18 protein-coding genes and 1 pseudogene are annotated in these 22,694 nt (G+C 58.0%); 13 read left to right on the top strand and 6 right to left on the bottom strand.

Features of this window, described 5'->3' with window-relative positions; translation table 11 throughout:
- Positions 1-191: 191 nt before the first annotated feature.
- Together ACVWY8_RS09320 and ACVWY8_RS09315 are read left to right on the top strand one after the other, a co-directional pair.
- A pseudogene (locus ACVWY8_RS09320) lies at positions 192-665 on the top strand (amidohydrolase family protein); the annotation flags it as partial.
- Positions 666-745: 80 nt separating this feature from the next.
- A complete protein-coding gene (locus ACVWY8_RS09315) occupies positions 746-955 on the top strand; it encodes an amidohydrolase family protein (RefSeq protein ID WP_457397034.1) in 210 nt (69 codons plus the stop codon).
- Positions 956-1,165: 210 nt separating this feature from the next.
- On the opposite strand, the gene ACVWY8_RS09310 is transcribed toward ACVWY8_RS09315, so the two are convergent.
- The 3 genes from ACVWY8_RS09310 to ACVWY8_RS09300 form a co-directional block, all read right to left on the bottom strand.
- On the bottom strand, positions 1,166-1,969 hold the full coding sequence (locus ACVWY8_RS09310; protein WP_414328720.1) for a hypothetical protein: 804 nt from the start codon (positions 1,967-1,969) through the stop codon (positions 1,166-1,168).
- 263 nt (positions 1,970-2,232) lie between these two features.
- Positions 2,233-2,775 carry a transcriptional regulator NrdR gene (gene nrdR / locus ACVWY8_RS09305; protein ID WP_414374563.1) on the bottom strand — a complete coding sequence of 181 codons (543 nt, stop codon included), beginning with the start codon at positions 2,773-2,775 and terminating at the stop codon, positions 2,233-2,235.
- Positions 2,776-2,850: 75 nt separating this feature from the next.
- Positions 2,851-4,428, bottom strand: coding sequence for a cryptochrome/photolyase family protein (locus tag ACVWY8_RS09300; RefSeq protein ID WP_457393840.1), 1,578 nt, complete (start codon positions 4,426-4,428; stop codon positions 2,851-2,853).
- A 129-nt stretch (positions 4,429-4,557) separates the two neighbouring features.
- Here ACVWY8_RS09300 and ACVWY8_RS09295 point away from each other — a divergent pair, with 129 nt between their 5' ends.
- Entirely contained in the window at positions 4,558-6,972 is a 2,415-nt protein-coding gene (locus tag ACVWY8_RS09295; RefSeq protein ID WP_457393843.1) for an ArnT family glycosyltransferase, read from the top strand.
- On the opposite strand, the gene ACVWY8_RS09290 is transcribed toward ACVWY8_RS09295, so the two are convergent.
- On the bottom strand, positions 6,854-7,882 hold the full coding sequence (locus ACVWY8_RS09290) for a LysR substrate-binding domain-containing protein (RefSeq protein WP_457393846.1): 1,029 nt from the start codon (positions 7,880-7,882) through the stop codon (positions 6,854-6,856). The genes ACVWY8_RS09295 and ACVWY8_RS09290 overlap by 119 nt on opposite strands.
- Positions 7,883-8,449: 567 nt before the next feature.
- Between ACVWY8_RS09290 and ACVWY8_RS09285 the strand changes: the two genes are divergently transcribed.
- Positions 8,450-10,126, top strand: coding sequence for a hypothetical protein (locus ACVWY8_RS09285; protein WP_457393849.1), 1,677 nt, complete (start codon positions 8,450-8,452; stop codon positions 10,124-10,126).
- Positions 10,127-10,163: 37 nt separating this feature from the next.
- Positions 10,164-10,529 (top strand): hypothetical protein, encoded by a 366-nt coding sequence (locus ACVWY8_RS09280; RefSeq protein ID WP_011433539.1) that lies wholly within the window; start codon positions 10,164-10,166, stop codon positions 10,527-10,529.
- A 283-nt stretch (positions 10,530-10,812) separates the two neighbouring features.
- Here ACVWY8_RS09280 and argS read toward each other — a convergent pair whose 3' ends face one another.
- Positions 10,813-12,609, bottom strand: a complete 1,797-nt coding sequence (argS, locus tag ACVWY8_RS09275) for an arginine--tRNA ligase (protein WP_011433538.1) — start codon at positions 12,607-12,609, stop codon at positions 10,813-10,815.
- 320 nt (positions 12,610-12,929) lie between these two features.
- On the opposite strand from argS, the gene ACVWY8_RS09270 reads away from it, so the two are divergent.
- The 3 genes from ACVWY8_RS09270 to ACVWY8_RS09260 all read left to right on the top strand — a co-directional run bounded on the left by ACVWY8_RS09270 (position 12,930) and on the right by ACVWY8_RS09260 (position 16,637).
- Positions 12,930-14,012 (top strand): ABC transporter substrate-binding protein, encoded by a 1,083-nt coding sequence (locus tag ACVWY8_RS09270; RefSeq protein ID WP_457393851.1) that lies wholly within the window; start codon positions 12,930-12,932, stop codon positions 14,010-14,012.
- Between the two features lie 479 nt (positions 14,013-14,491).
- Positions 14,492-15,316 (top strand): electron transfer flavoprotein subunit beta/FixA family protein, encoded by an 825-nt coding sequence (locus tag ACVWY8_RS09265; RefSeq protein WP_414390166.1) that lies wholly within the window; start codon positions 14,492-14,494, stop codon positions 15,314-15,316.
- A gap of 202 nt (positions 15,317-15,518) precedes the next feature.
- On the top strand, positions 15,519-16,637 hold the full coding sequence (locus ACVWY8_RS09260; protein WP_457393854.1) for an electron transfer flavoprotein subunit alpha/FixB family protein: 1,119 nt from the start codon (positions 15,519-15,521) through the stop codon (positions 16,635-16,637).
- 22 nt (positions 16,638-16,659) lie between these two features.
- Here the strand turns inward: ACVWY8_RS09260 and ACVWY8_RS09255 are convergent, their stop codons facing one another.
- A complete protein-coding gene (locus tag ACVWY8_RS09255) occupies positions 16,660-16,944 on the bottom strand; it encodes a YggT family protein (RefSeq protein ID WP_011433534.1) in 285 nt (94 codons plus the stop codon).
- Between the two features lie 233 nt (positions 16,945-17,177).
- Between ACVWY8_RS09255 and ACVWY8_RS09250 the strand changes: the two genes are divergently transcribed.
- The 5 genes from ACVWY8_RS09250 (at position 17,178) to ACVWY8_RS09230 (ending at position 22,666) form a co-directional block, all read left to right on the top strand.
- Positions 17,178-18,320, top strand: coding sequence for a response regulator (locus ACVWY8_RS09250; protein ID WP_414375292.1), 1,143 nt, complete (start codon positions 17,178-17,180; stop codon positions 18,318-18,320).
- A 188-nt stretch (positions 18,321-18,508) separates the two neighbouring features.
- Positions 18,509-18,886 carry a response regulator gene (locus ACVWY8_RS09245; RefSeq protein WP_414375291.1) on the top strand — a complete coding sequence of 126 codons (378 nt, stop codon included), beginning with the start codon at positions 18,509-18,511 and terminating at the stop codon, positions 18,884-18,886.
- Positions 18,883-19,248 (top strand): response regulator transcription factor, encoded by a 366-nt coding sequence (locus tag ACVWY8_RS09240; protein ID WP_414375290.1) that lies wholly within the window; start codon positions 18,883-18,885, stop codon positions 19,246-19,248. The genes ACVWY8_RS09245 and ACVWY8_RS09240 overlap by 4 nt, the downstream gene beginning before the upstream one ends.
- A 115-nt stretch (positions 19,249-19,363) precedes the next feature.
- A complete protein-coding gene (locus ACVWY8_RS09235) occupies positions 19,364-19,882 on the top strand; it encodes a CheW domain-containing protein (RefSeq protein WP_011433530.1) in 519 nt (172 codons plus the stop codon).
- Between the two features lie 291 nt (positions 19,883-20,173).
- Positions 20,174-22,666 carry a methyl-accepting chemotaxis protein gene (locus tag ACVWY8_RS09230; protein WP_457393857.1) on the top strand — a complete coding sequence of 831 codons (2,493 nt, stop codon included), beginning with the start codon at positions 20,174-20,176 and terminating at the stop codon, positions 22,664-22,666.
- Positions 22,667-22,694 lie beyond the last annotated feature (28 nt).

The following is a 22,694-nucleotide window of genomic DNA, read 5'->3' as shown; positions in this document are numbered from 1 at the left end:
AACTCGGACGTGAAACGCATCAGCGGCGAACCTACTGGCAGGGCGACCTGCTGGCAACCTAGCTCGGTGCCAGGCCCACCACCCTAACCCAATCAAGAGGAACCCAATCAATAGGGGGGTTGGCTTCCGTCAAGCCTCTCTACCTGAAAGCTGACACCATTGGGTGAAGGCAAGCTAGTGAGGTAACAGTTTTGTCGACCATTAGCTTGCCATGTTACCTGCTCTACACCAGTTGGCTCGTTCTGCCAGAGCGGTCTTCGTGTACGGCATGGGAGAGGGGGGGATGTAATCCAACTTCACGATCCCTATCCGTAGTTACTCTTGGCATCTATCGACATCTAGCAGCAGCAGTGAGCTTGCAGTCGGGGTTACGAGGGATCCTCAGCCCACAGGTGATCGACGAACCGAGGGGAGTGGGAGAATCCCTGGCGGACACGGAGGCTTTGATCCAGGTTTGGCATGGACGCGGGGAGGGGCAAATTTACATCTGGGTCAGGTTCCATGCTCCTTATTCTGGCCATCCTGAGAGTTTTGTCCAGGGATCCGCTCTAGCCCAAAGGTATGGAGTGGGGCTGCACACCCACTTGGCGGAAACTCGCCGGGGAGTGGAAACTCTACAGGCTCGCTATGGATTGACCCCGGTGCAGTGTTTGAAACGCTGGGGATCCCTGAGTGCTCAGACCTTGGCCGCCCACTGTGTGCATGTGGGGGCTGAAGAAATCGAATCGAGGAGATGCGGTTGGCGGTGTTTCTGCAGCGGTTGGGATCGGGGGATGGAGCTGCTCTGCCGGCGCAACAGGCTTTGTGGATGGCTACACAAGGCAGTGCCGCCTGTCTGGGTCTGGAAGGGGAAATCGGCAGCTTGGAGGTGGGCAAAAAAGCGGATTTGATCTTGCTGGATTTGCGCGTGGGCACCGCTAACCGCTATGCCAAAAAGCTCGTCACCTGCTTGTGAGAACCTGTGGGCTGCATTTTGACCGTGACTCTATTGCACAGCTCAAAGCGGCCCTCGTCGGGCATATGCTCGAAGAATGTGTTAGGCGTCAGAGGAGCAGCGACAGCCTGGATCACAGATATAACCCCTGGTCATTCGTCAGTGGTGCGGAGCGCATTGGGGGCATCCTAACCCCGCCAGCGGGCTTTTGGAGCATCCTGTGAATAGCTCTCAGGGTGCTTGCACGGGCGGTGGGTTGTTGCGCAAAAATGGCTGTACGGCTACAAATCCCAACCCAAACGATCCAATGACTAAGACGACTGCAGCGGCCATCCAAAGTACGGCAGAGCCCTGGGATCCGTGATGTTGCTCCCGTACCCGCTGATAAATGCCGGTGGAATAGGCTGAGGAGTCTGCCTCGCCGAGATAGGGATCCGGGCCGCCCCTATCCTGCATCAACTCGTCCAGGGAAGGAACCTGGTAGCCAGTGCGGGGGTAGGGCTCGGCAGAGGTGTGGGTGGAAGGGTGGCGAAGGGAATCAAAGGAGGACGGGGCAAAGCCGTTGGATGAGAAGGAGGGGGTCTCGTTGCGGGCCTGTCGGCGCTTGAGGCGATTCAAAAAATCGTAGCTGGGAGGGGCTTCCGGTTGGCCGGGATTGGCAGTCGGGCTGTTCTGTTGGAAAGAGGCTTCAGAAGCTGCAGCAACTTGGGCAGCCTGGCCATTTGCGTCAGCAAGCCGTAGGCTGATTTGCTGCAGGCGCTTCAGGGTGTGGCCCAATTGCCCCTGGAACTCTCGGGTGATGGCAGCGAGCTCTCCAGACAACTGCTGATGCAGAGCGCGCAGGTGCTGGTTTTCCGAGGAAAGCAGGCTTACCTGCTGACGGGCAGACTCCAACTCTTCGGCCACTTGTTGATACACCTGAATCGGCACCACCCCTGGCCCCGTCTCCATTGCGGCAGGGGAGCGAAAGCCACTGGGGTTACTGTTGCTGTTGCGAGCGCCAGAGGGGCTAGAACCCCGAAAACCGTATTGCATAAATTGGGATCGACTCGGAAGGACAGGGGGCTGGGACAGCTTGACACAGAGGGATCCAAGATATCAGGGATCTCCAAGGATAGTGCTGAACACCGGCAACCTAAAGGCGTGCAGCTCTAGCTTTAGTGTAAGCCGCGATTGCTACCCCAAGCATACCGCTAAGCCTTTGGAATGGGCGATCTCTTCACAGCAATTTTTCCCGCCCACAAGCGCCATTTCCCCGCTGCTTCCAGGGAGGGCCGGCTTGCGCTGTCGTTCCCACGTCACGAATACTCTCCCACCAAGTCCGGGGAGCCTGAAGATTCGGAATCTGAGGCAGAGGAGTCCCGCAGCAGCCGCTCCAGATCCCGTCGCAGAGGTGGTTCCAACTGTTCCAGCTCATTGACAAAGTCTTTTATACCCTGAAACTGGCGATAAACGGAGGCAAAGCGCACGTAGGCCACCTCACTTAGGTGTTGCAGGCGCTCCAGCACCATCTCGCCGATGCGCAGGCTGGTTACCTCTTGGGCATCTTCCAATTGCAGTTTTTCTTCGATCTCATTGACCAGCTCTTCCATCTGTCTGACGGTGACGGGGGTTTTTTGGCAGGCACGCATCACCCCTTGCAGGATCTTGTTGCGGTTGAAACTTTCGCGGGATCCATCCCGTTTAATGACCATGATGGGCATGAACTCGATGCGCTCATAGGTGGTGAAGCGGTAGCCACAGGACATGCATTCTCGCCGCCGCCGCACACTCTGGCCACCTTCTGCCGAACGAGATTCCAAAACTCGGATTTCTTGTTTGCTGCAGCGGGGACATTTCATGGCTTGCAGTCCTTACAAAGCGACAGGTGGGTAGGAGGGTGCCTCAATTTTACCGGATGCTTAATCTTCTGGTGCTTAGACAGATTGCAAATGAGATGGACTCTGTTCGTCGAGTGCAGATTGCAAGGGATCCCACCAAGCAGCGGCTTGAGTCTGGATTTGGGCCTTTAGCTCTGGTTCCATGCGATCCAGATGGGCCAATACCCATTTCATTCTGCCCAAGGGGGCTAAGAGGGATCGCTGACGCAACAGGAAGTCCCAATACAACGTATTGATGGGGCAGGCTTGTTTGCCAACCTTTTCGCTGGGATTGTAGCGGCAATGGCGGCAGTAGTCACTCATTTTGCGGATGTACTGAGCAGAGGCGGCATAGGGTTTGGTGGAGAGCATGCCCCCATCGGCAAAAAGGCCCATGCCGATGACGTTGGGCTGCATCACCCAGTCGTAGCTGTCGATAAACACATCCTGAAACCACGCTTCTACTGCCTGGGGCTGAATGCCACTGATGAGGGCGAAATTGCTGAGCACCATTAGCCGCTGGATATGGTGGGCATAGCCATGGCGGCGAATCTGATCCAGGGTGTGCCGCAGACAGGCCATGTCGGTGTCGCCGGTCCAGAAGAAGTGGGGCAGGGGTCGGCGGTGGTCAAAAAAGTTGTTCTGGGCATAGCCGTTGGGCATTTGGTATTCGTAGAAGCCGCGCATGTACTCTCGCCAGCCCAGGATCTGGCGGATGAAGCCTTCGGCGGAGGACAGGGGGATCCCACCCTGATAGTAAGCCCGTTCGGCGGCGGCAATGACTTCGTGGGGGGTGAGCAGGCCCAAGTTGAGGTAGGGAGAAAGCAGCGAGTGGAAAAGGAAGTCTTCCCCGGCTTGCATGGCGTCTTGCCAGGGGCCGAAGTGGGGCAGGCGCTCGTGGATGAAGTGATCAAGCACTTGCAGGGCTTGGGCGCGGGTGACGGCCCAGCCAAATCCTTCTAAGGATCCGAAGTGATGGCCGTAGTGTTGCCTAACTTTTGCGATGACAGCCTGGGTAATGGCATCGGGGGAAAAGGTGAGGGGCCGAGGATAGCGCATTCCCGGTTTGGGAGGATGGCGGTTCTCCCGGTCGTAGTTCCAGCGCCCCCCCAGGGGCTTGGGGCCGTCCATGAGAATGCGAAAGCGTTTGCGCCCTTCGCGGTAAAAGTCTTCCAGGAGCAGGCGCTTGCGACCTGAGGCCCAGTCGATAAATTGACGAGTACTCCAGAGGAAGTGGTTGTTTTCCACAACCAAGAGGGGGCAGGGGAGGGTGGATCTCAGCTTTTCTATTTCATCTCGGACGGGAATATCGGCGGGCTGCATGAGGCGGATCTGCTGCAGTTGATGCTGCTTGGCCCAGGTTTGCAGCGGCTCGGCATAGCTGTCGGCTTCCACGTAGGTGACTGGGTAGCCCCGCTGTTGCAGTTCTTGGGCAAAGTGGCGCATGGCCGACCAGACCAGCACCAATTTCTGCTGATGGTGGTTGCGGGAGCTGGCCCACCGGTGAGATTCGATGAGAATGACGGGAACTCGGTCTGGGGATAGGGTCGAGAGGGAAGCGAGGGCGGATTGCTGTGGGTGGAGTTGATCCGCAAGGATCCAAACCCCTTCTGGGCCGGCAGATGGAGCGATCATGGGATGCTGAAGCTCTCGGTCTATGGGAGGAGCGCTGAGAATGACACAGGTTGAGTTTAGCTCTGGGGGGCAAGGCCAGGTGGCACCCAAATGTTTGCTGAATCTCGGTGGGACAGCTGAGGAGAGAGGATGATGCGGCAGACAGGGATCCCTTGCCTGCGGTGGTGGGCCGGCCTGGGGATGGTGGCCCTGCTGCTGCTGGTGATCTGGAATTGGACGGATCCCTTGCCGCCGGCGTGGGATGAGGCGCAGCATCTGCTGCAGGCGCAGGCGTTTGGGCTTCACCTGGGACGGTTTCGCTGGGATGGGCTGTGGAGGCAGCAGTTTTTGCATTTGAACCAGCGCTACCCCCCTTTGGCCTATTGGCTGGGGATCCCCTTGGCGGCTCTGCATCCCTTCAGCCGGGCGGACGGGCAGTTGCTCAACTTGGTGTTGCTGGGGGTTCTGGTTCTGGCAACCCAGCGGCTGGGACAGCGGGTCTATCGCTCCTGGGAAGTGGGCTGGCTGGCGGCGGCGCTGCTGCTCCTCTATCCGGGGATCACGGCTTTGGCCCACGTGTACATGTTGGAGTTGCCGCTGGTGGTGGCGGTGACGCTGGCGTTTTGGGCGCTGTGGGCCTATGGGGAGAAGCCTTCCTGGTGGGGGGCGGTGGGGGTGGGGGCGGGGGTGGCGGCGGTGCTGCTCACCAAGTGGACAGGGGTGCTGTTTTTGCTGCTGCCTTTGGTGGGAGTTGCAGGTCAGGCCCTCTGGCGCTCTGGGAAAGCGGTGGGGTGGTGGAAAGGGATCCCTTGGCCGGCGCGGCTGGCCCACTTGGCCTTGGGGATGGGTGTGATGCTGCTTTTGTGCTGGCCCTGGTATGGGGCCAATTGGCTGTTTGTGCTCAGCAATGGCTGGGCTTACGCCGAGACTGCCCACTACTACATCACTTGCCCAGCGGGATCCCTGTGCTGGTGGACTGCCTACTTGCGCCTTTTGCCCCTGCAGATGAGCCCTTTTTTGTGTGGGTTGCCGCTGCTGAGCGGGTGGGGATCCCTGGACAGGCGAGAGGCAGTCTTGTGGGCCACCTACGGTTCGGGCTACCTTCTCTACACCCTGGTGGACATCAAAGATGTGCGCTTCACCCTACCCCTGCTGCCTCTCTTGGCCGTGTTATCAGCAGGCGGGATCCAAAAGGCTTGCCGGTGGTTGGAGGAACGCTGGGGTGCGTGGGCTTTGCAAAGGGGAGTCTGTGCAGGGCTAGTTCTGGGCTGCTTGGCCTTGGCCAATTTGGGTCGGCCCCTCACCCCAGGGGTGGCCCCTCTGTGGACGGGGATCCAGATGCGCTGGCAGGGGAAGCACCCCACGCAGGAGCTGACCCAGTGGATCCAATCCTTGATCCAGCCAGGTTTGACCACCACGCTGGGGGTTCTCCCCAACACAGAGCTGATCTCTTCCGAAACCCTCACCTACTTGGTGGCTCTTCAGCGCTGGCCGGTTACATTCCGCGCTGCTGGGCAAACCCCCTGGCCGGAGCTGGAGCTATCCTTGCTGGATGGGTTTGTGGATGCCGAAGGGGAACAGGGAATTATTGGCCCTTATGGCCCGACTAAGGAGCAGATCCGGCAGCACCTGCGCAGCAGCCCAGACTGGCGACAAGATCCGGCGGTGGAGTTGCCTACGGTGGGTCGGCTGCACACTTACTTCCCTCGCTTTTCAAAGGTGACGGTACAGGAGTGGCCTCTTGAAGCTGAGGAGGTGGAGCTGGTGGAGGTTGAGGCGCTGTTGGAGCTGGGGATCCCGGCCTGGAAGTTGCGCTGGCAAGGCCCAGCTCAGAACTTGGCCCAGACGCTGGTTTGGGCGCGGCTGGAAGATGGGCAAGGACGGGTTTTGGAGAAGCGGGCCTGGGTGCTGGGGCAGAATCGCCTGCAGCTCAACTCAACAGGCGGCTGGCTGGTGGAAGAGATCTTGACGCTGCCCACAACCGACTTCCCAAGAGGTGGCCTTCTCCACCTGGAATGGCAGTCGCCCAAAGGGATCCGCCATTCCCTACACCAATCCTGGAGAGGATCCCTGTCGAGCTTCCCGAAGGAGGGATCCCCCCTTGTAACGGATCCCTTGTTTCCTCTCCGCGAGGCGGCCAGAGCTGCTGCCGCTGGGGATCTGCAGGCCCTCTCCCTTTACCTCAATGCCTGGACAACCCTGCAATACCCGACTTTTTTGACGGATCCAGATCGCATCCTGGTACGGCAACTGCTGGAGGGGGAACGGCAACAGGCTGCTGCCCAAGGCCAACCGAGCCAGCAAATCCAAAGCCACTACCAACTGGGCTTGCTGTTGGCGGCGCTGTTACAACCAGAAGCAGCTCAGTTGCATTTTCAACAGATCGTCGAGCTGGATCCGGAAGACGAGTGGGCGCGGGCTTACCTGGGGTTTTTGCGAGTATTGTTCACTCACGACTTTGAGGGGATCCGGGGGTTGCGACAAGAGCTCTCGGCTGTGCTTCAGCCTCTTTGCCAGAAAACAGTTCAGGATTGGGACTTGAATTGGATTTGTGGTGCCCTTTAGCCACAAAGTCCAGCTCCATTTGCGAAACCTGGGAAAGAAGAAAGTCGGCAAAAACTTTGGCCACCACCGAAAGACGCTTAGAGCGCAAATAGACCAAATGCCAGAACCCCCGAATGGGAAACTCTTCCACATCCAAAATAGCCAGATGATGCTGCCACCCCCCCAAGGCCAACACATGCTGAGACAAAACCGAAATGCCCAATCCACCCACAATGCCCTGGCGAATGGCTTCGCTGCTGCCTATCTCCATGCGAATGTTGAGCTTTAGGTTATGCTTCTCAAAAAGCCGCTCTACAGCCATGCGGGTGCCGGAGCCGGGTTCACGGGCTAAAAAAGGTTCTTGGGCAATGCGCGCCAGAGGGATCCGCTTTTGGCCCACCAGCGGATGATGAATGGGGGCCATCACCACCAAGGGATTTTCCAGAAAAGGTTGCGCCACCACGTCCAGATCTTCTGGCGGCATCCCCATCACGTAGAGATCGTCCATGTTGTTGCTCATCCGCTCCAAAACCTGCTGGCGGTTGAGCACCTTAAGAGCTACGTCAATGCCGGGATACTGCTGACAAAATGGCCCCAGCAGACGGGGTATAAAGTATTTGGCAGTGGTGACCACTCCAATGCTCAGCCGTCCCTGCTTTAGCCCCTTCAGGTCGGCAAGGGTCATCTCGAATTGATTCAATTGTTCAAAAATCTTCTCGCAGGTTTGGTGTAAAGCTTGCCCCGCTTCGGTGAGATACAGCCGCTTGCCCACCTGTTCAAACAACGGTAACCCCACGGCTTTGCTCAATTGCTTGATCTGCATGGAAATCGTGGGCTGGGTCAGGTAAAGCTCTTCGGCAGCGCGGGTAAAGCTCAGGTGGCGGGCGGCAACCTCGAAGATTTGCAGTTGGTGCAAGGTAATGGCCTTCATGGACAATCAAGAAAAGCTAAAGGTTTACTACTAAATCATAAGCGCTAATCTATGCCTTTTGGCGAGATCCCCATGAGAGCCTGGCTGACGGTCACAGTGGCGGAAGGGGCAAAACCGAAGAGCAACCCCCTACCACTCGGACTTAAGGTAGAGATCGACCAAGGGATTGCGCCGGTCTGGGCACAGGCGGCTGTTTTTTTCCAATAGCCGCTCTCTGGGCAGGAGAAGAGTACGATCGCAGACATTCTCGTGGAGCATGCCTCTAACCCCCAAAACCCTGAACTTTGCTGAATTTACTGAGCTTTAGGCGGTTTGGCAAAAGTCATTGAGAGGGATATAGTAGACCAGGTTTCCCCCTGATCCTTGAGTCCACCGCAACGGTTGCCGGGAAGTGAAGGGGGAAAGCGCTCGGGGGGTATTCCTCAGGGCTTTGCGGGATACCGCCTTCCTGCTCAGAGATAGGCAGGATGCGATCGCTTCTTTCCTGAACCATGTTCAGGAGAGTTCAGCGTGAATGTATCAGTGCTAAGACTGCCAAAAAACAAAGGGAGCCGCTGGCTTGCGGGTGTGCTGGGCGCGCTGATGTTGCTGGGATCCGGAATCACGGCCCAGGCTCAGTTCTTGTGGCCCGGCCATTCCCTTTTCCCCAGCTCTGGTTCCGTAGACAGTGCGGAACAGAGGGGATCCCACTTGGCTGCTCGGCTCGACGCCTACTGCCGACAGCCGCCCGAGGAGGTAGCGCGCAAGGCTCAACTGCGCCAGCAGGCTGCCCAGTCGAATGCTGCTTGGGCCGAGTACACCCAAGTTTTGGCCGAACATGGCGCTGCCTTGATCGCCTGCCGCAGCCAACGCTGGCCCCAGATCCAGGCCATTTGGGTACGTCTGCACCCTTGTGATGCCAATCCGGGCGTGTTGGATCAGGTATTCGACCAAGTAGTGAACCTGGGCTACAACCGCGTCTTTATCGAGACCTTTTACGATGGCCGCTCTATTTTGCCGGATGGCGCAGGGGGGATCTGGCCCAGCTTACAGCCCAACGCCGACTTGTTGGATCTGGCTCTGAAGGCGGCACGACGCCGCGGCTTATCTGCCTATGCCTGGGTGTTTTCCCTCAATTTCGGTTACAGCTACGGACAACGGCCCGATCGACAGGTGGCCCTGGCCCGCAACGGTCGCGGCATAACCACTGTTCTGGATCCGGCAACAGCCCTTGGGGAAGATTTGGGCAGCCCGGATGAGGTGTTTGTGGATCCCTTTCATCCCCTGGCACGGCGGGATTTTGCCGAGTTGGTCCGCCGCATTCTACAGCGACAGCCAGATGGGATCCTTTTCGACTACATTCGCTATCCGCGTGGCTCAGGGGGATCCAGCGTGGCAGCCACCGTCCGAGACTTGTGGATTCATGGAGAGGCCGCCCGGAAAGCCTACCTCAATTTGGCAGAAAACCCGGCGGGTCGGGCATTGCTGGAGCGCTACCTAAGCCAGGGCTACATTGCAGTGGCAGATGTTCTCCATCTGGATGCCACCTATGCCGAAGAGCCCAGGTGGCGGCAGCCAGGGGATCCCTGGCCCAGCCCGACCGAGAAATGGGCGCTTTCCCCAGAGTTACTGGACTGGGCTGCCCAAGACATGGCCAGCAGGAATTGGCAGGGGGATCAGCTTTCCTCTGCAAAAGATTTACCAGAGAGTCTGGAGAAACCGGCGGATTCCAGTTCTGAGGCAGCAGCACCAACTCCTGCCCCTTCCCCCACCCCCAGCGCCGCCGTTCGCCAAGAACGTTGGCAGCAGCAGCTTTGGCAGCTGAGCGTCGAGTTTGCCCGCCACGGCGTTCTCGATTATCTACAGCAGGCCGCCCAACCCGCCCAGAGGCTGGGGATCCCGGTGGGGGCTGTCTTCTTCCCAGAAGGCAACCAAGCAGTAGGAGAAGGGTTTGACGCTCGTCTGCAACCCTGGGACCGCTTTGATCCGGGTATGGAATGGCACCCAATGGCCTATGCCAAGTGCGAGGATAGCTCCTGTGTGGCGCAGCAGGTGGAGCAGGTCCTGGCTGTGGCCTCTCCCCAAACCTTTGTCTGCCCGGCCATTGCCGGTCTATGGGGACAAGCCCAGCGGCAACGCCCCAGCCTGGAAACCCAAACAGCAGAGCTGGCCCGCCGCTTCCCGCAGTTGCCCTGTGTGAGTCACTTCGCCCTCTCCTGGATCGAGCCGGAGCTGGAGCGCAGCCGTCGCACCTGTCAACTCTAACGCCCATCCCAATCTGAAAGTTAGGAATTCTGAACTTATGAGCCCTGAGCAATTTGATCTGATTAACCGCCTGTTTCAACTGACCTTTCAGATCGGGGATCGCTTGGGCTGTGAATCCTCAGATCCTGCTCAATTGTTGCTGACCAACCGGCCCAGCCTGGAATCCAGTTGCACATTCTTTCCTTCCGATTTCACCTACGAAGCCTTGGATCCCCAAGTGTGGGCCGACTACATGGCGGAAGTTCCGGCCTTAGCGCAGATGGCGAATATTTTGCAACCTTATCCTTTCACCTGTGGCATTTATCGCCAAGACGAGGTTTCGTGGTGGATTTGCGCCTTTTGGGCAGCCCAAGAGGACTTGGGAACCAACTTGCTCTTGCGCGCCCACAGAGTCGAAACTTAGGCGCTTGAGCCCTATCTCCTCTCCCTCATCGAGACGGGGATCGGCGTTACCGGAATCAAAGGGGCTGATAGCAGTCGTGGTTTTTATTACCATCTATTTCAACTGATCGCGCTAGCGGGCCAGAGGCCTTAGCAGGAAGCAACCGGTCGTTTGTTTCACCTTGACGGTGAGATAAATGACTATGCGTTGTGGAACGGTTTATTGCAATTGACCTACTCGCGACCGCTATAGCTGGCTTCCGCCCAGAGCGTGAGCTGGGGGCCTTACGGCACTCCTTCGTAAATCACATAGACTCCGGCGCGCTCAGGCCGAGAATGCCGGTGAGGACGTTAAACAAAACCTGCTGCGTGGCCTGCACCAATTGGATGCGGGCTTGGGCCAAAAGGGGATCCTCTTTCAAGAGCGGCAAAATACGGCAGTTGTCGTAAAACTTGTTGAAATCGGCGGCGATGGCTTCTGCATAGCGGATGATCTTGTGGGGAGCGCGCTCTTCGGCGGCGGCGATCAGCTCATCCGGCAAGGCCAACAAGCGCAGCAGCAGGGCCCGCTCTTCTGGCTCTTTGTAGGGCAGTTTTTGTTGCTCCGTCAAAGGGACTTTGTTGGTCAGTTCAACCTTTTCTTCTTCCTGTAGCCGCCGCAGCAGAGTGCAACAGCGGGCATGGCTGTAGTGAACATACACGACCGGGTTATCGAAAGTTTGCTTGACGGCCAAATCCAAATCGAAGTTGATGGGGCTGTCCATGCTGCTGCTAAGCAAAAACCAGCGGGCTGCATCGACCCCCACGCCAATTTCTGGATCTTCGATCAGGTCATTGAGTGAGACAAAGTTGCCGGTGCGCTTGGACATGCGCACTTCGGTTTTCTCACCGGTTTGCGGGTCGGTTTTGAACAATTTGACAAATTGTCCAATCAAGATTTCCAGCTTGACATCTGGGCTGAAGGCACCCACCGCCGCCTTTAAGCGGCCGATATAGCCATGGTGATCCGAGCCAAGAATGTTGATCAGCCGGTGATATCCCCGCTGCACTTTATCCCGGTGGTAGGCAATATCGGCGGCTAGATAAGTGAACGAACCATCGGCCTTTTGCACCACCCGATCCTTGTCGTCGCCAAATTCTTGGGTTTTGAAATAGACGGCCTCTTCGGCCCCTGGCTTGGGATCCTCACCCCGCGGCGCTTTGGCTTTGTAGAGAAAGCCGCGCTCTTGCAGCTCCTGCAAAGCTTGCTGGATGGCGCTCAGGCCTGTCTGGGGATCGGGGGTATGCAGGCGGCGCTCGCTAAACCAGTGATCAAACTCGGTGCGTAGTTGTTGCAGGGTCTGCTTTTGCCAGGCCAGCATTTCCCCGTAGGCAAAATCGGTGTACTCCTCTAGGGTGGTGGGCAGAGGGCGGATCCCGGCCTTGACCTGACCCAACAGCCGCCGGGCAATATCGACCAAGTAACTGCCATGGTAGGCATCTTCGGGCAGAGCCACCTCTTCCCCCTGCAGTTGCCGCACCCGCACCTCCAGAGACTGGCCCAAGAGCCGCATCTGGTTGCCGGCATCGTTGATGTAAAACTCCCGCTCCACCTGGTGGCCCGTCCAGTGCAGCAAGTTGGCCAACGTAGAGCCAACGGCAGCCCAGCGCCCATGGCCGACGTGCAAAGGCCCCGTCGGGTTGGCGGAGACAAACTCCAGCAGAATGCGCTCAGGATGGGGAATGGCTGTTTTGCCGAAGTTTTCTCCCAGATGCAGCAGCTCTTGCAAGCGCTTGGCCAAAAAGGGATCCCCCAGCCGGAAGTTGAGATACCCTCCTCCCGCCACCTGAGTTTCGATGTCCGGCAGATCCAAGTGTTTTTGCAGGGTTTGGGCGATCTGGGCCGGTGCTAGGCGGCAGAGCTTGGCCATGCCCAGGGGGGTGGGACAGGCGTAATCGCCGTAGCGAGGGTCGCTGGGGATCTGGATCACGGGGGCAATCGCTGTGGCTTGCTGGGGGGCCAGGGATCCCAGTTGCCCCGCCTCTGAGGCCCGTCGAATGCTCTCGGCTACGGCGGCGGTGAGAAACCGAATCAGCGAGGTGGATACGGGTTGAGTGGCCATGGCTGTTCGTGTCGGCAGACGTCGAGAGAGGTTCCAGGGATGCCTGGGGCAGTAAGAGCATCATCATATCGACAGCCAACCGGCTCTGACAAAATCTGACAAAAGAATAGATGCTCCTCCAGCCAAACTTTGCTTTTGCTCGCCTGCTTTGCGAAGATGGCTCTGACAAATTGACGGGACAGAGCTTTAGGCCAAGCTTTTGGGTACAAAGTATCACCGAATACAAAAGTTTAACTCTGCTTTGCTAAGTTGTTTGGCGGTAATGCTCGCCTTCCCGCTTGCGGATTTCTGCTGAGACAGCTGCTGTGGAGTTTACTAGTATGTCCATCCGGAAATCGTCGCGTCGTCAATTCCTTCAATCTGCTGCTGCGGCTGCCTCTTGGGTTGCCGTTGGAGGGCTAAAGGCGAGGGCTCAGAGCCGCGGGCCGCTTCTGGTTTCCCAGGGACTGACGCCCCTGAAGTTTACCCTCTCTTGGTTGCCCTCTTCGATGGATACCCCCCTTGTAACGGCGATCTTGAAGGGCTACTTCGCCGAAGAGGGGCTGGAGGTCACCTACGAGCGCGGCTATGGCTCCGCCGATTCCATCACCAAGATTGCCGCTGGCCAGTACGACCTGGGGGAAGGGGATCCCTACTCCATGATCGAGTTCAATGCCAAAAATCCGGACGTGCCCTTGGTAGCGATCTATGTCCACTTCAATCGCTCTCCCTTTGGCATCTACACCTTGAAAGATAAGGGCATTGGGGAGCCGGCCCAACTGGCGGGCAAGAAGCTAGGAGCACCGGCAGGGGATGCGCCGCGTCGGCTCTGGCCGGTCTTTGCCAAGCAAGTCGGCATCGATCCGGGCTCGGTGGAGTGGGTAACTATGGAGCCGCAGTTGCGCGAACCTTTCCTCATCCAAGGTCGGGTGGATGCCATCAGCGGCTTTATGACCTCAGCCATGCCCAATCTGGTGCGGGGCGGCGTCAGCTTGGAGGACATCACGGCTTTCCTTTACAACGACTATGGCCTTGAGCTGTATGGCAATGCCGTCATCACCCGTGTGCAATTGCTGCGTGAGAAGCCTGAGCAATTCAAAGCTTTCTTGCGGGCCTATGTCAAGGGTTGGCAAGACACTATTCGTGATACCGATGGCAATATGTTGGCCCTTCTGGACAAAGCCAAGGCCGACGGACAAGTGCTGGATACGGCAATTGAGAAATTGCGCCTTACCCTGGCAATGCCGCGCCTGTTTGTTACCGATGAGGTGCGACAAATTGGTTTGGGGGATGTAGTGCCTGCTCGTATGGAAACCTCGATTGCTCAGGTGGTGGATGGCTTTGGCTTGCCCACTAAGCCCTCTCTAGAGCAAGTGTTTGATGGAAGTCTGCTCCCACCCAAGTCTGAGCGGATGATTGGATAATCTGGGTTAGGCCAGCAACGATTTTGAAGCCTCTGTCTATTGGCTTGCCGGTGCAGGCCAACTTATCCTGCTTGCTGGGAGGCTATTTCTGGCTGCAGGTGCAGTCTGCGTCCTTATTGGATCCCTCATCCGCGAAGTATCCCCAAAGCTTTTCGTGGCAGGGATCCCAGGCTGCTCCTGAAAGAGGCCGACGGGAGACCTGTTCGCGTTGGTGGATGGGAGACCGGAAGCGGCATGGAGCAGTAGGGGAGTGTCTCGAACTTTGTTTAGGGTTACCCAAGAACGCCGTAAGGCCCCTGCCTTTGGGCATGGGGAGCATGTCAATGAAATCAAACCTGAGAAACAGATGTATTGGGAAGAGTAGCTTAGGGGTGCTTGAAGTCGAGATAGCTTTTCCGATCCCGAAAAAAAGCTGAATAAGTTTGTGGTGCTCAGGGATCCCTTTTAACCTGGAGGGGATCACTAGGGAGTTTAGGCCCTTGGAAACTTTTGTTCTGATTAAGCAAGTTCCTGATCAAAACGCCAAGGCCGGCATCAACAGTGACGGCACGATCGATCGCGCCAAGGCCAAGCGGATGTTAAACCCTTTTGATCGCTATGCACTGGAAGCAGCTCTGCAAACCAAACGGCAACACGGGGCGAGAGTAACGGCAATTACAATGGGGCCACCCCCGGCCATTGAGGTGCTCTACGAGGCCATTGCCCACGGGGTGGATCGGGGCATTTTGATGACCGACCGCCGCTTGGCCGCTTCCGATACCCTAGCCACTGCCTATACTCTGGCCCAGACGGTTCGCTATGCTGGCCGGCCCGATGTGATCTTCTGCGGGCTCCAGACCACCGACGGCGATACGGCCCAGGTGGGGCCGCAGTTGGCGGAGCGGTTGGGGATCCCTCAGGTCACCTATTGCGAAGCCTTCGAGATTCGGGATGGGATCCTGGTGGCGCGGCGGGCCATCGAAGGGGGATCCCAAATCGTAATGGTGCCCCTGCCGGTTTTGATTACGGTGGCCAATTCCGCTCGGCGTTTGGCCTACCCCACTCTACGGGGTGTGCAGCGGGTGCAGCGGCTAATGCGGGATGAAATGGCACGGGCCGAGGCAATCCAGATCCTCAACTTGGACGATGTGGGGGCAGACCCGGAGCGCTGCGGTCTCAAGGGATCCCCAACCATCGTGGCTGCCACCGAAAAAGTGGGGGAAATTGGCGGCAACTGTCAGATCTTTCAAGGACAATCCGTCCCCCAACTGGTCAACCAACTGACCCAGGCCGTTGACCTCTTCCGCTACGCCGCAACCTCCTAGATCTTCTGCCTTGCATCCCTCTGGCCAATTCTTATCTCCATCACCTTTCAATCCTCATCGTCTCATCTATCGATCCCAGGGTGGCTAGCCGGCGAAAGCTCCCGGTTTTGGGCAGTGAAAAGTTAACTCAGAAAGACTCTGCTGACATCGTCGCAACCCCAACCCGATTCAATCCCGATCTCAACCCAGGAGTCACAGTTTTATGGATCGCAAGCGGATAGTGGTCTTCGCCGAGCAGGTGAACGGGGAACTGCAGCCCATTGGCTTAGAGTTGTTGGGGGCCGGGCGGCGGCTGGCCGATAAGCTGGGAGCCACCCTGAGTGCCCTTGTTCTTGGACACAACATTGCCCACTTGCCCCCAATTCTGATCGGCCACGGGGCAGATCAAGTCTTCATCGCCGATCACCCCGAGTTGGCCGAATACCGCACCCTGCCCTACCGCCGGGTGATCACAGACTTGATCAAAAGCTGGCCCCAACCACCCCACACCATCCTGCTGGGATCCACCACCACCGGGCGAGATCTGGCCCCCCGCTTGGCCGCCCACCTGGAGACCGGCCTGACGGCAGACTGCACCGAGCTGGACATTGGCCCCTTCGAGTACACCAATAGCAAAGATCCGAGCAAGTCTGGCCTCTTCCCCGACTGCCTCTACGCCATCCGGCCCAGCTTTGGCGAATCTCTCAAGGCCCGCATCCTCGGCCCGTGGAAAAACCCCCAAATGGCCACGGTGCGCCCAGGGGTGATGGTGCCTCTGCCCTGGGATGGATCCCGCCAGGGGGACGTGATCCCGGTGCCGGTCAACTTGGATCCCGGCGACCTGAGCCTGCAGATTGTGGAAACGGTGCGCAACCTGTCCCAGGCGGTGGATCTCACCCGCGCCAAGGTGATCGTTTCCGGCGGCTACGGGCTGGGATCCCCAGAGGGATTTGAGCTGTTGAGGGAGTTGGCCGCTTGTTTTCCCAACAGCGCTGTCGGCTCCTCCCGCAAGGCCGTGGATTCTGGGTGGATCCCCTATGCCCACCAGGTGGGCCAAACCGGCAAGACCGTCCGCCCCCAGCTCTACATCGCCTGCGGCATTTCTGGGGCCATTCAACATCGCGTGGGCATGGACAAATCCCAGACGATCATTGCCATCAACAAAGACAGCGCCGCTCCTATCTTCAAATTTGCCCACTACGGCATTGTCGGGGATCTCTACCAGGTGGTGCCGGAGCTGATCCGGCAACTGCGACAGAGACAGGAGGAGCTCCGAGAAGGCGCCGAGGGCCAGCCTTTCCAGAGCCTCGGCGAGCGGATCCCAATTTTGCAGAGTCGATGAGAGATGGTTGGCAAAAACGCTCTCAGTGCAGGGCCATTGTCAGCAGCCCCTGCTGCCCCAGCAACACCTCCCGCAACAGGGTAACCAGGCCCACCCAAACCACAGGGGCCATGTCCACACCTCCCAGAGGCGGGATCAGGCGACGGGTCGGGCGCAACAGAAACTCCGTCAGGCCGACCACCAACGAGTAGGGCAACCGAGAAGTATCCAGTTGCGGATACCACGACAGAAAGATGCGCAGCACAAACAGGAGGGTGTAGAGCGCCAACAGTGGGCCAAGCACCCAAGAGGTGAGAATTGGCAGCATAGGTTACTCAAAGAACAGGTTTACTGGTGGCAGTTCTCTCCATTTTGCTCTAATTGGGAGGGTCTGCTGGAGTCCAGAGATACCTCGGGGAATGCAGGCGCTCGGCCCAAGTCAAACCCCAACTTTTTTAAACTTTAACCCTCTTCCCGAAAATGGCCTTACCGGCGGGGCAGCAACAGTTAAAGACTAGCGTCATAATAGACGTATCTTGCTGGACTGCAGGCAGGGATCCCATGCAGGGAAAACTACAAGAGATCGATATCCGCAGCATCCTTCAGCTCATCGAGCTGGGCCAGCGCACCGGTGAGCTTTTCGTAGAGGCCAGCCCCTCTGCCTACTGGTTTGTCTTTTTCCTGAATGGACGAATCATCTACGCCTCTGAAGCAGAAGGGAACATCGCCCGCCTCAAAGACTACTTGCGCCGGTTCAAGGTGGAAGCTGCCCTTGAGGAAATTCAAATTCCCCACAAAGCTGCAGTCAACGCTCCCGAATACAACCGCCTCTGGTCTTTGCTGGAAAACCACAAGCTCAACCCCAACCAAGGCAAGCAAATCCTGCTGGGCATGGTGCGGGAAGTCCTCTTCGACCTGCTTAGCCTCCACCACGGCTCCTTCATTTTCGAGGCTGGATCCCCCCTGGCCCCCCAGTTGACCACCTTCCCCGTCACCCCCCTGCTCACCGAGATCGTAGCCCAAGTGCAGGAGTGGAAAAAACTGCACCCCTACATCCAAGCTCCCAACCAAGCTCCCACCATTCTCAACCCCATTCCTCTGCAGCAACACTTGCCGGCCCCCGTCTTCAAGGCCCTAAGCGAATGGTCGGATGGCAAAACCAGCATTCGCCAGATGAGCCGCTACTTGGGCCGAGATACCCTCACAGTGGCCAAGGCCATCTATCCCTACGTCCGCCAAGGGGTCATTCAACTGTCCGAGCCCGTCTTGATCGTGGAGCCCAAGCCCAGCCGTCCCCTCAAACCCAGCGATAAGCCCAGCCACATCCTTTGCATCGACGATTCTATGGCCATCCAAAAAACCGTAGAGTTCATCCTGCAAAACGAGGGCTACCAGGTCACCACCATCGGCAATCCTCTCAAAGCCTTGGGACAGGTGTTTCTCCTCAACCCAGATATGATCCTCTGTGATGTGGCCATGCCCAAATTGGATGGGTATGAGCTGTGCGCCATGTTGCGCAAGTCCAGCCAGTTTCGCGAAACCCCCATGATCATGCTGACCGGCAAGGATGGCTTCACCGATCGGATTAAGGCCCGCATGGCCGGAGCCAACGAGTTTTTGAGCAAACCCTTTGCGGAAAAGGAGTTGTTGACCATTGTTGAATCCTACGTAGGCCCTCCCCCCAAACGGGGCGGTGGCGAATAGGCGTTGGGGCAGCCAAAATGTTGGCACAGAGGACTGTGGGCGGGGTACTGGACAGAAGAGTGGCCTCACCGAAACAATAGGGGTAGCATGGCCGACTTGGAGCCATGGAGCCGGGTGAGGTTAGAAGGCGAAATCTCAGTCAAAGCAGCCCGACGGTTGCGCGGGAGTGCAAAAGGAGCAAGACGGCGATGAGCAAAGTGCTGGTGGTGGATGACAACCGTACCTACCTGGAGACCATTTCCAGCTTGCTTTCCGAGAACGGTTTGGAAGTCTCCACAGCAACAGACGGCGTAGAGGCGATGGAGCTCATTCGTCAGCAAAAGCCTGATGTGGTGGTGCTGGATATTGTCATGCCGCGCATGAACGGCTATGAGGTGTGCCGGGAAGTGAAGGGGGATGAGAGCACCAAGCACATTCGCATCGTCGTGTGTTCCACCAAAGACCAGACCTTTGATATCGAGTGGGCCAGGCGCAATCAGGCGGATGCCTATGTAACCAAGCCCTTCAAGCCCCAAGAGCTCCTGGCGACCATCAAACATCAATTGCGGGAGATGAATCGGAAATGAGTCGCGTTTTGGTGGTGGAAGACAGCCAATCCCAGCGGGAGATGATCAGCAAGCTGCTGCAGGAGAACGGCTTGGAGGTGACGGTGGTGGGGGATGGCGTGGAAGCCATCGAAGCCGTGAAGCAGAGCAAACCCGATCTGATCGTGCTGGATATTGTCATGCCGCGCATGAATGGGTATGAGGTGTGCCGCCTTCTGAAAGCCGATCCCCTCACCCAGAAAACCCCGATCGTCATGTGTTCCTCCAAGGGCGAAGAATTTGACCGCTACTGGGGGATCCGCCAGGGAGCGGATGCCTACATTGCCAAACCTTTCCAGCCCCAGGAACTGGTGGGTACGATTAAGCAATTACTGAGAGGCTGAGAGCTGCCCCTTCTGCTTCCACGCCTTTCGGTAGGTCCTGAAAACGACTCTGCGTTTTAAGCAGGGAGGGGGGCGGGATCAACAGTCCACAAGACTATCCATGCGGGGGAGCATCATGCTGGGGGATCTGGATTTATTGATGGGGGATGAGACCCAAGAGTTGCGGGAGATGGAGGCTCCCGAAGGTGAGCTATTCCTAAAGTTCAAGATTGCCACCGGGGAGGAATTTGCGCTGCCAGCGGTATCGGTTGTGGAGGTGATGAGCATTGGCCCAGAGAAAATCACCCCCATGCCCAATGTGGCCCCAGTTTTGCTGGGCACGCTGAATTTGCGGGGCGAGATCATCTGGGTTGCAGACCTGGGGCAATTTTTGGGGATCAGCCCGCCCCTGAACATCGACCGAGCCGAGATTCCTGTGGTGGCCGTGATGGATCAACAGGATTTGCTCATGGGCTTGGCTGTGGATTTAATTGTAGGCATGGAGTGGCTGAAGACTGAATTGGTGCGGCCTGCCCTCACGGCTCCTGAGTCCATGGCTCCTTTTTTGCGAGGGGAATGGGTGGTGCCCGGAACGGGATCGCGCTTGCCATTGCTGGATCAGTCGGCCATCCTGCGATCCAATCGTTGGGGTTGACAGACGGCCCCCTGGGAGCTCAGCGGGAGGAAAGTGTATAGTTCCTATCAAAGATCCAAGCTAACTCCAGCCACAATGGGGAAAGTTGGACCAAATCTATCCCCTACCGATGCGTGTCGAGGCTGTTGAGGGTAAGCCCTGAGACGGCGGCAGAAAGGCCCACTCTTGCTTGACTGAATGTGGAAAAGGGGGGATAGCCTGCATCCATGGGGTTTTGAGGTGTTGGGGGCGTTCCGTTTGCATCTGTGTTGACGCGTGAACAGAGGTAGGCAAGCAGTGAAGGGAGGATCCATGGTTCCGAGCGCGAACAGTCAGAGAGACTACACCGATGCGATGGCCGCCTTTTGGCAGGGAGACTACGTCCGGGCGGTGCGGTTGTTCAACCAAGTGGCCGCTGCTGAACCGCAAGATACTGCTGTCAAGCTGCTGCTGGCTTTGGCACAAAAACAAGCTGGGCAGTTGTTGGAAGCTCGCCAAACCTACAACACCATTTTACAAACAGCCAGTGATCCCGATGAGCTGGAGTCGGCCCGGAAGGGTCTAGAAGAGCTGTTGCAAATGGCACCGGAGCTGGCGGATCTTCCCGATTCCCCAGAAGCGGACGAGTTTCGCTCTCCAGATGAGTTTGCACCTGGGTCGGATGCCTTTTCGGAAGAGGCTTTCTCTGCTCCCGATCCCTTCTTGCAGTTCGAGGAGATGGGGGAAGAGGAGGCGGATCCCTTTGCTCAGAATCCCTTTCCACTGGAGGCAGACAGCCTTGGCAGCGATTTCATGGGGGAAGAGAGATTCAGGGATCCCTTGGAGACCGGGCTGCAAATGCCGGAGGCTGATCCGCTGGGTTTATCTCACCCGATGCCGACCCATCCTCGGGTAACACCACCGGCCCTCTCGCGACGGGTAGGCTCGGAAGAGGGCGGGCCTCAAACCGATCCGGTGGTCGAAGATGACTTTGCCTTCCTCAACGAGTTCGATCGAGAGCATCTGGAAGCCCTAGAAGGCGACTCCGACTCCATTACGCAGTTGGCCGGCGATGCCGATTTTCCCGATGAGATGGGCTTCTCCCTGCCCGGTCTTGAGGAAGAGGAGGGGGGATCCCTGGAAGAAGGCCTGCCGACCGAATTGGCTGCCCCCATGAGTGAGCCGATCCCTGCCCCCGATGAAGATACTGCCAGTCCCGGCTCTGCCCTCTTCGAGCTTGACGAGCTAGACAGCCTGGATCGCGAACTTGCCGGCATGGATGGCGGTGAGCCGGTGGGTGCCTTCCGCCCAGATGAGGGGGCGACCGGGGGGATGAGCCCAATGGCGGAGACCGGTAGCGGAGCGGCCCAAGTTCTGCTGCCCACGGCCTCCCTCCCTATTCCCAGTGTAGGTGAACAAGGGGCAAGAACCTCTGCTGGGATCGCCAACCGACCGATTGGGGATCGGCAATTGGCCATAGCGCTTATCCAAGGAGCTGTGAGTTTGGCTGCCGGCTTGGCGATTGGCCTTGGGATCCCGGCCAATGGGGGAGCTCGCTTGATTGCCGGGGTGATTGGAGGCGGGCTGATCGGCACAGGAGCAGGGGTTATCCTCGGGGCCAGCAGTGCCAAACAAATTCGCTCCACCGCCCAAGAGCTGGCCGGCCACTTTGCCGCCTTGGCCCAGGGGAATTATTCAGTACGAGCCACAGTCAACACCCACGATGAGCTGGGGCGCTTGGCCGACAGCTTTAACCAGATGGCGGCTGCCCTTGAAGCCAACTTCGCCGAACTGAGCCAGCGGGCTGCCGAGCAAGGGCAAGCTAAGGAAGATCTACAGCGCCAGGTGATTCGCCTGCTGGACGACGTGGAAGGGGCTGCCCGTGGAGACCTGACGGTGCGGGCAGAGGTGACTGCCGACGTGCTGGGGGCTGTGGCCGACTCCTTTAACCTGACCATTCGCAGTCTGCGAGACATTGTCAGCCAGGTGAAGCGGGCCGCCGCCGCCGTGAACGATGCCGCCTTGCAGAACGAGGACTTTGCCCGCAGCCTCTCTGCCGACGCCTTGCGCCAGGCGGAGGAGATTTCCAACTCCCTCAACTCCATTCAGGAGATGACGGACTCCATTCAAGAGGTGGCCAGCAACGCCCGCGAAGCGGCCAACGTGACTGCCCAAGCCACAGAAGCAGCCGCTCGGGGTGGAGAAGCTGTGGATCGCACGGTAAGTGGCATCCTGGAAATTCGCGAAACCGTGGCAGAAACCACCCGCAAAGTGAAGCGATTGGCGGAATCCTCGCAGGAAATTTCCAAAATTGTGGCTTTGATCTCTCAAATTGCCTCGCGCACCAACCTGCTTGCCCTCAACGCCAGCATCGAGGCGGCACGAGCCGGGGAATCGGGACGGGGCTTTGCCATCGTGGCCGATGAGGTGCGACAACTGGCCGACCGAGCTGCCAAAGCCTCGAAGGAGATCGAGCAGATCGTGTTGCAGATTCAATCGGAAACCGGCAACGTGATGACGGCTATGGAAGAAGGCACCCAACTGGTGATCGAGGGGACGCGGCGGGCCGAGCAGGCCAAGAACAGCCTGGACGAGATTATCGAGGTCAGTCGCCGGATCGACGAGTTGGTGCGGGCGATCTCTCAGGCCACCGTGCAACAAACGGAAACCTCTCGCTCTGTGGCGCAGGTGATGCAATCGGTGGAGTTGACCGCCAACGAGACCTCTAAGGAGGCGCAGAAGGTGGCAGCTTCGCTCCAACAGTTGGTGAGCATCGCCCGCGAGTTGCAAACTTCTGTCGGTCGCTTCCGGGTTGGGGATGAATGAGCAAATCTGCTGTTTTGAGGGCATTCTA

It is taken from the genome of Thermostichus sp. OS-CIW-32, from assembly GCF_054060415.1.
The sequence above is the reverse complement of the archived record's forward strand: the minus strand, read 5'-3'. Positions and strand labels throughout refer to the sequence as shown.

Coding starts and splice junctions, on each gene's coding strand:
- ACVWY8_RS09250 (WP_414375292.1), top strand. CDS start 17,178: ATGCAGGGAAAACTACAAGAGATCGATATCCGCAGCATCCTTCAGCTC.
- ACVWY8_RS09310 (WP_414328720.1), bottom strand. CDS start 1,969: ATGCAATACGGTTTTCGGGGTTCTAGCCCCTCTGGCGCTCGCAACAGC.
- ACVWY8_RS09300 (WP_457393840.1), bottom strand. CDS start 4,428: ATGATCGCTCCATCTGCCGGCCCAGAAGGGGTTTGGATCCTTGCGGAT.
- ACVWY8_RS09260 (WP_457393854.1), top strand. CDS start 15,519: ATGGATCGCAAGCGGATAGTGGTCTTCGCCGAGCAGGTGAACGGGGAA.
- ACVWY8_RS09295 (WP_457393843.1), top strand. CDS start 4,558: ATGATGCGGCAGACAGGGATCCCTTGCCTGCGGTGGTGGGCCGGCCTG.
- ACVWY8_RS09290 (WP_457393846.1), bottom strand. CDS start 7,882: ATGAAGGCCATTACCTTGCACCAACTGCAAATCTTCGAGGTTGCCGCC.
- ACVWY8_RS09255 (WP_011433534.1), bottom strand. CDS start 16,944: ATGCTGCCAATTCTCACCTCTTGGGTGCTTGGCCCACTGTTGGCGCTC.
- ACVWY8_RS09280 (WP_011433539.1), top strand. CDS start 10,164: ATGAGCCCTGAGCAATTTGATCTGATTAACCGCCTGTTTCAACTGACC.
- ACVWY8_RS09245 (WP_414375291.1), top strand. CDS start 18,509: ATGAGCAAAGTGCTGGTGGTGGATGACAACCGTACCTACCTGGAGACC.
- ACVWY8_RS09230 (WP_457393857.1), top strand. CDS start 20,174: ATGGTTCCGAGCGCGAACAGTCAGAGAGACTACACCGATGCGATGGCC.
- ACVWY8_RS09270 (WP_457393851.1), top strand. CDS start 12,930: ATGTCCATCCGGAAATCGTCGCGTCGTCAATTCCTTCAATCTGCTGCT.
- argS (WP_011433538.1), bottom strand. CDS start 12,609: ATGGCCACTCAACCCGTATCCACCTCGCTGATTCGGTTTCTCACCGCC.
- ACVWY8_RS09235 (WP_011433530.1), top strand. CDS start 19,364: ATGCTGGGGGATCTGGATTTATTGATGGGGGATGAGACCCAAGAGTTG.
- nrdR (WP_414374563.1), bottom strand. CDS start 2,775: ATGAAATGTCCCCGCTGCAGCAAACAAGAAATCCGAGTTTTGGAATCT.
- ACVWY8_RS09240 (WP_414375290.1), top strand. CDS start 18,883: ATGAGTCGCGTTTTGGTGGTGGAAGACAGCCAATCCCAGCGGGAGATG.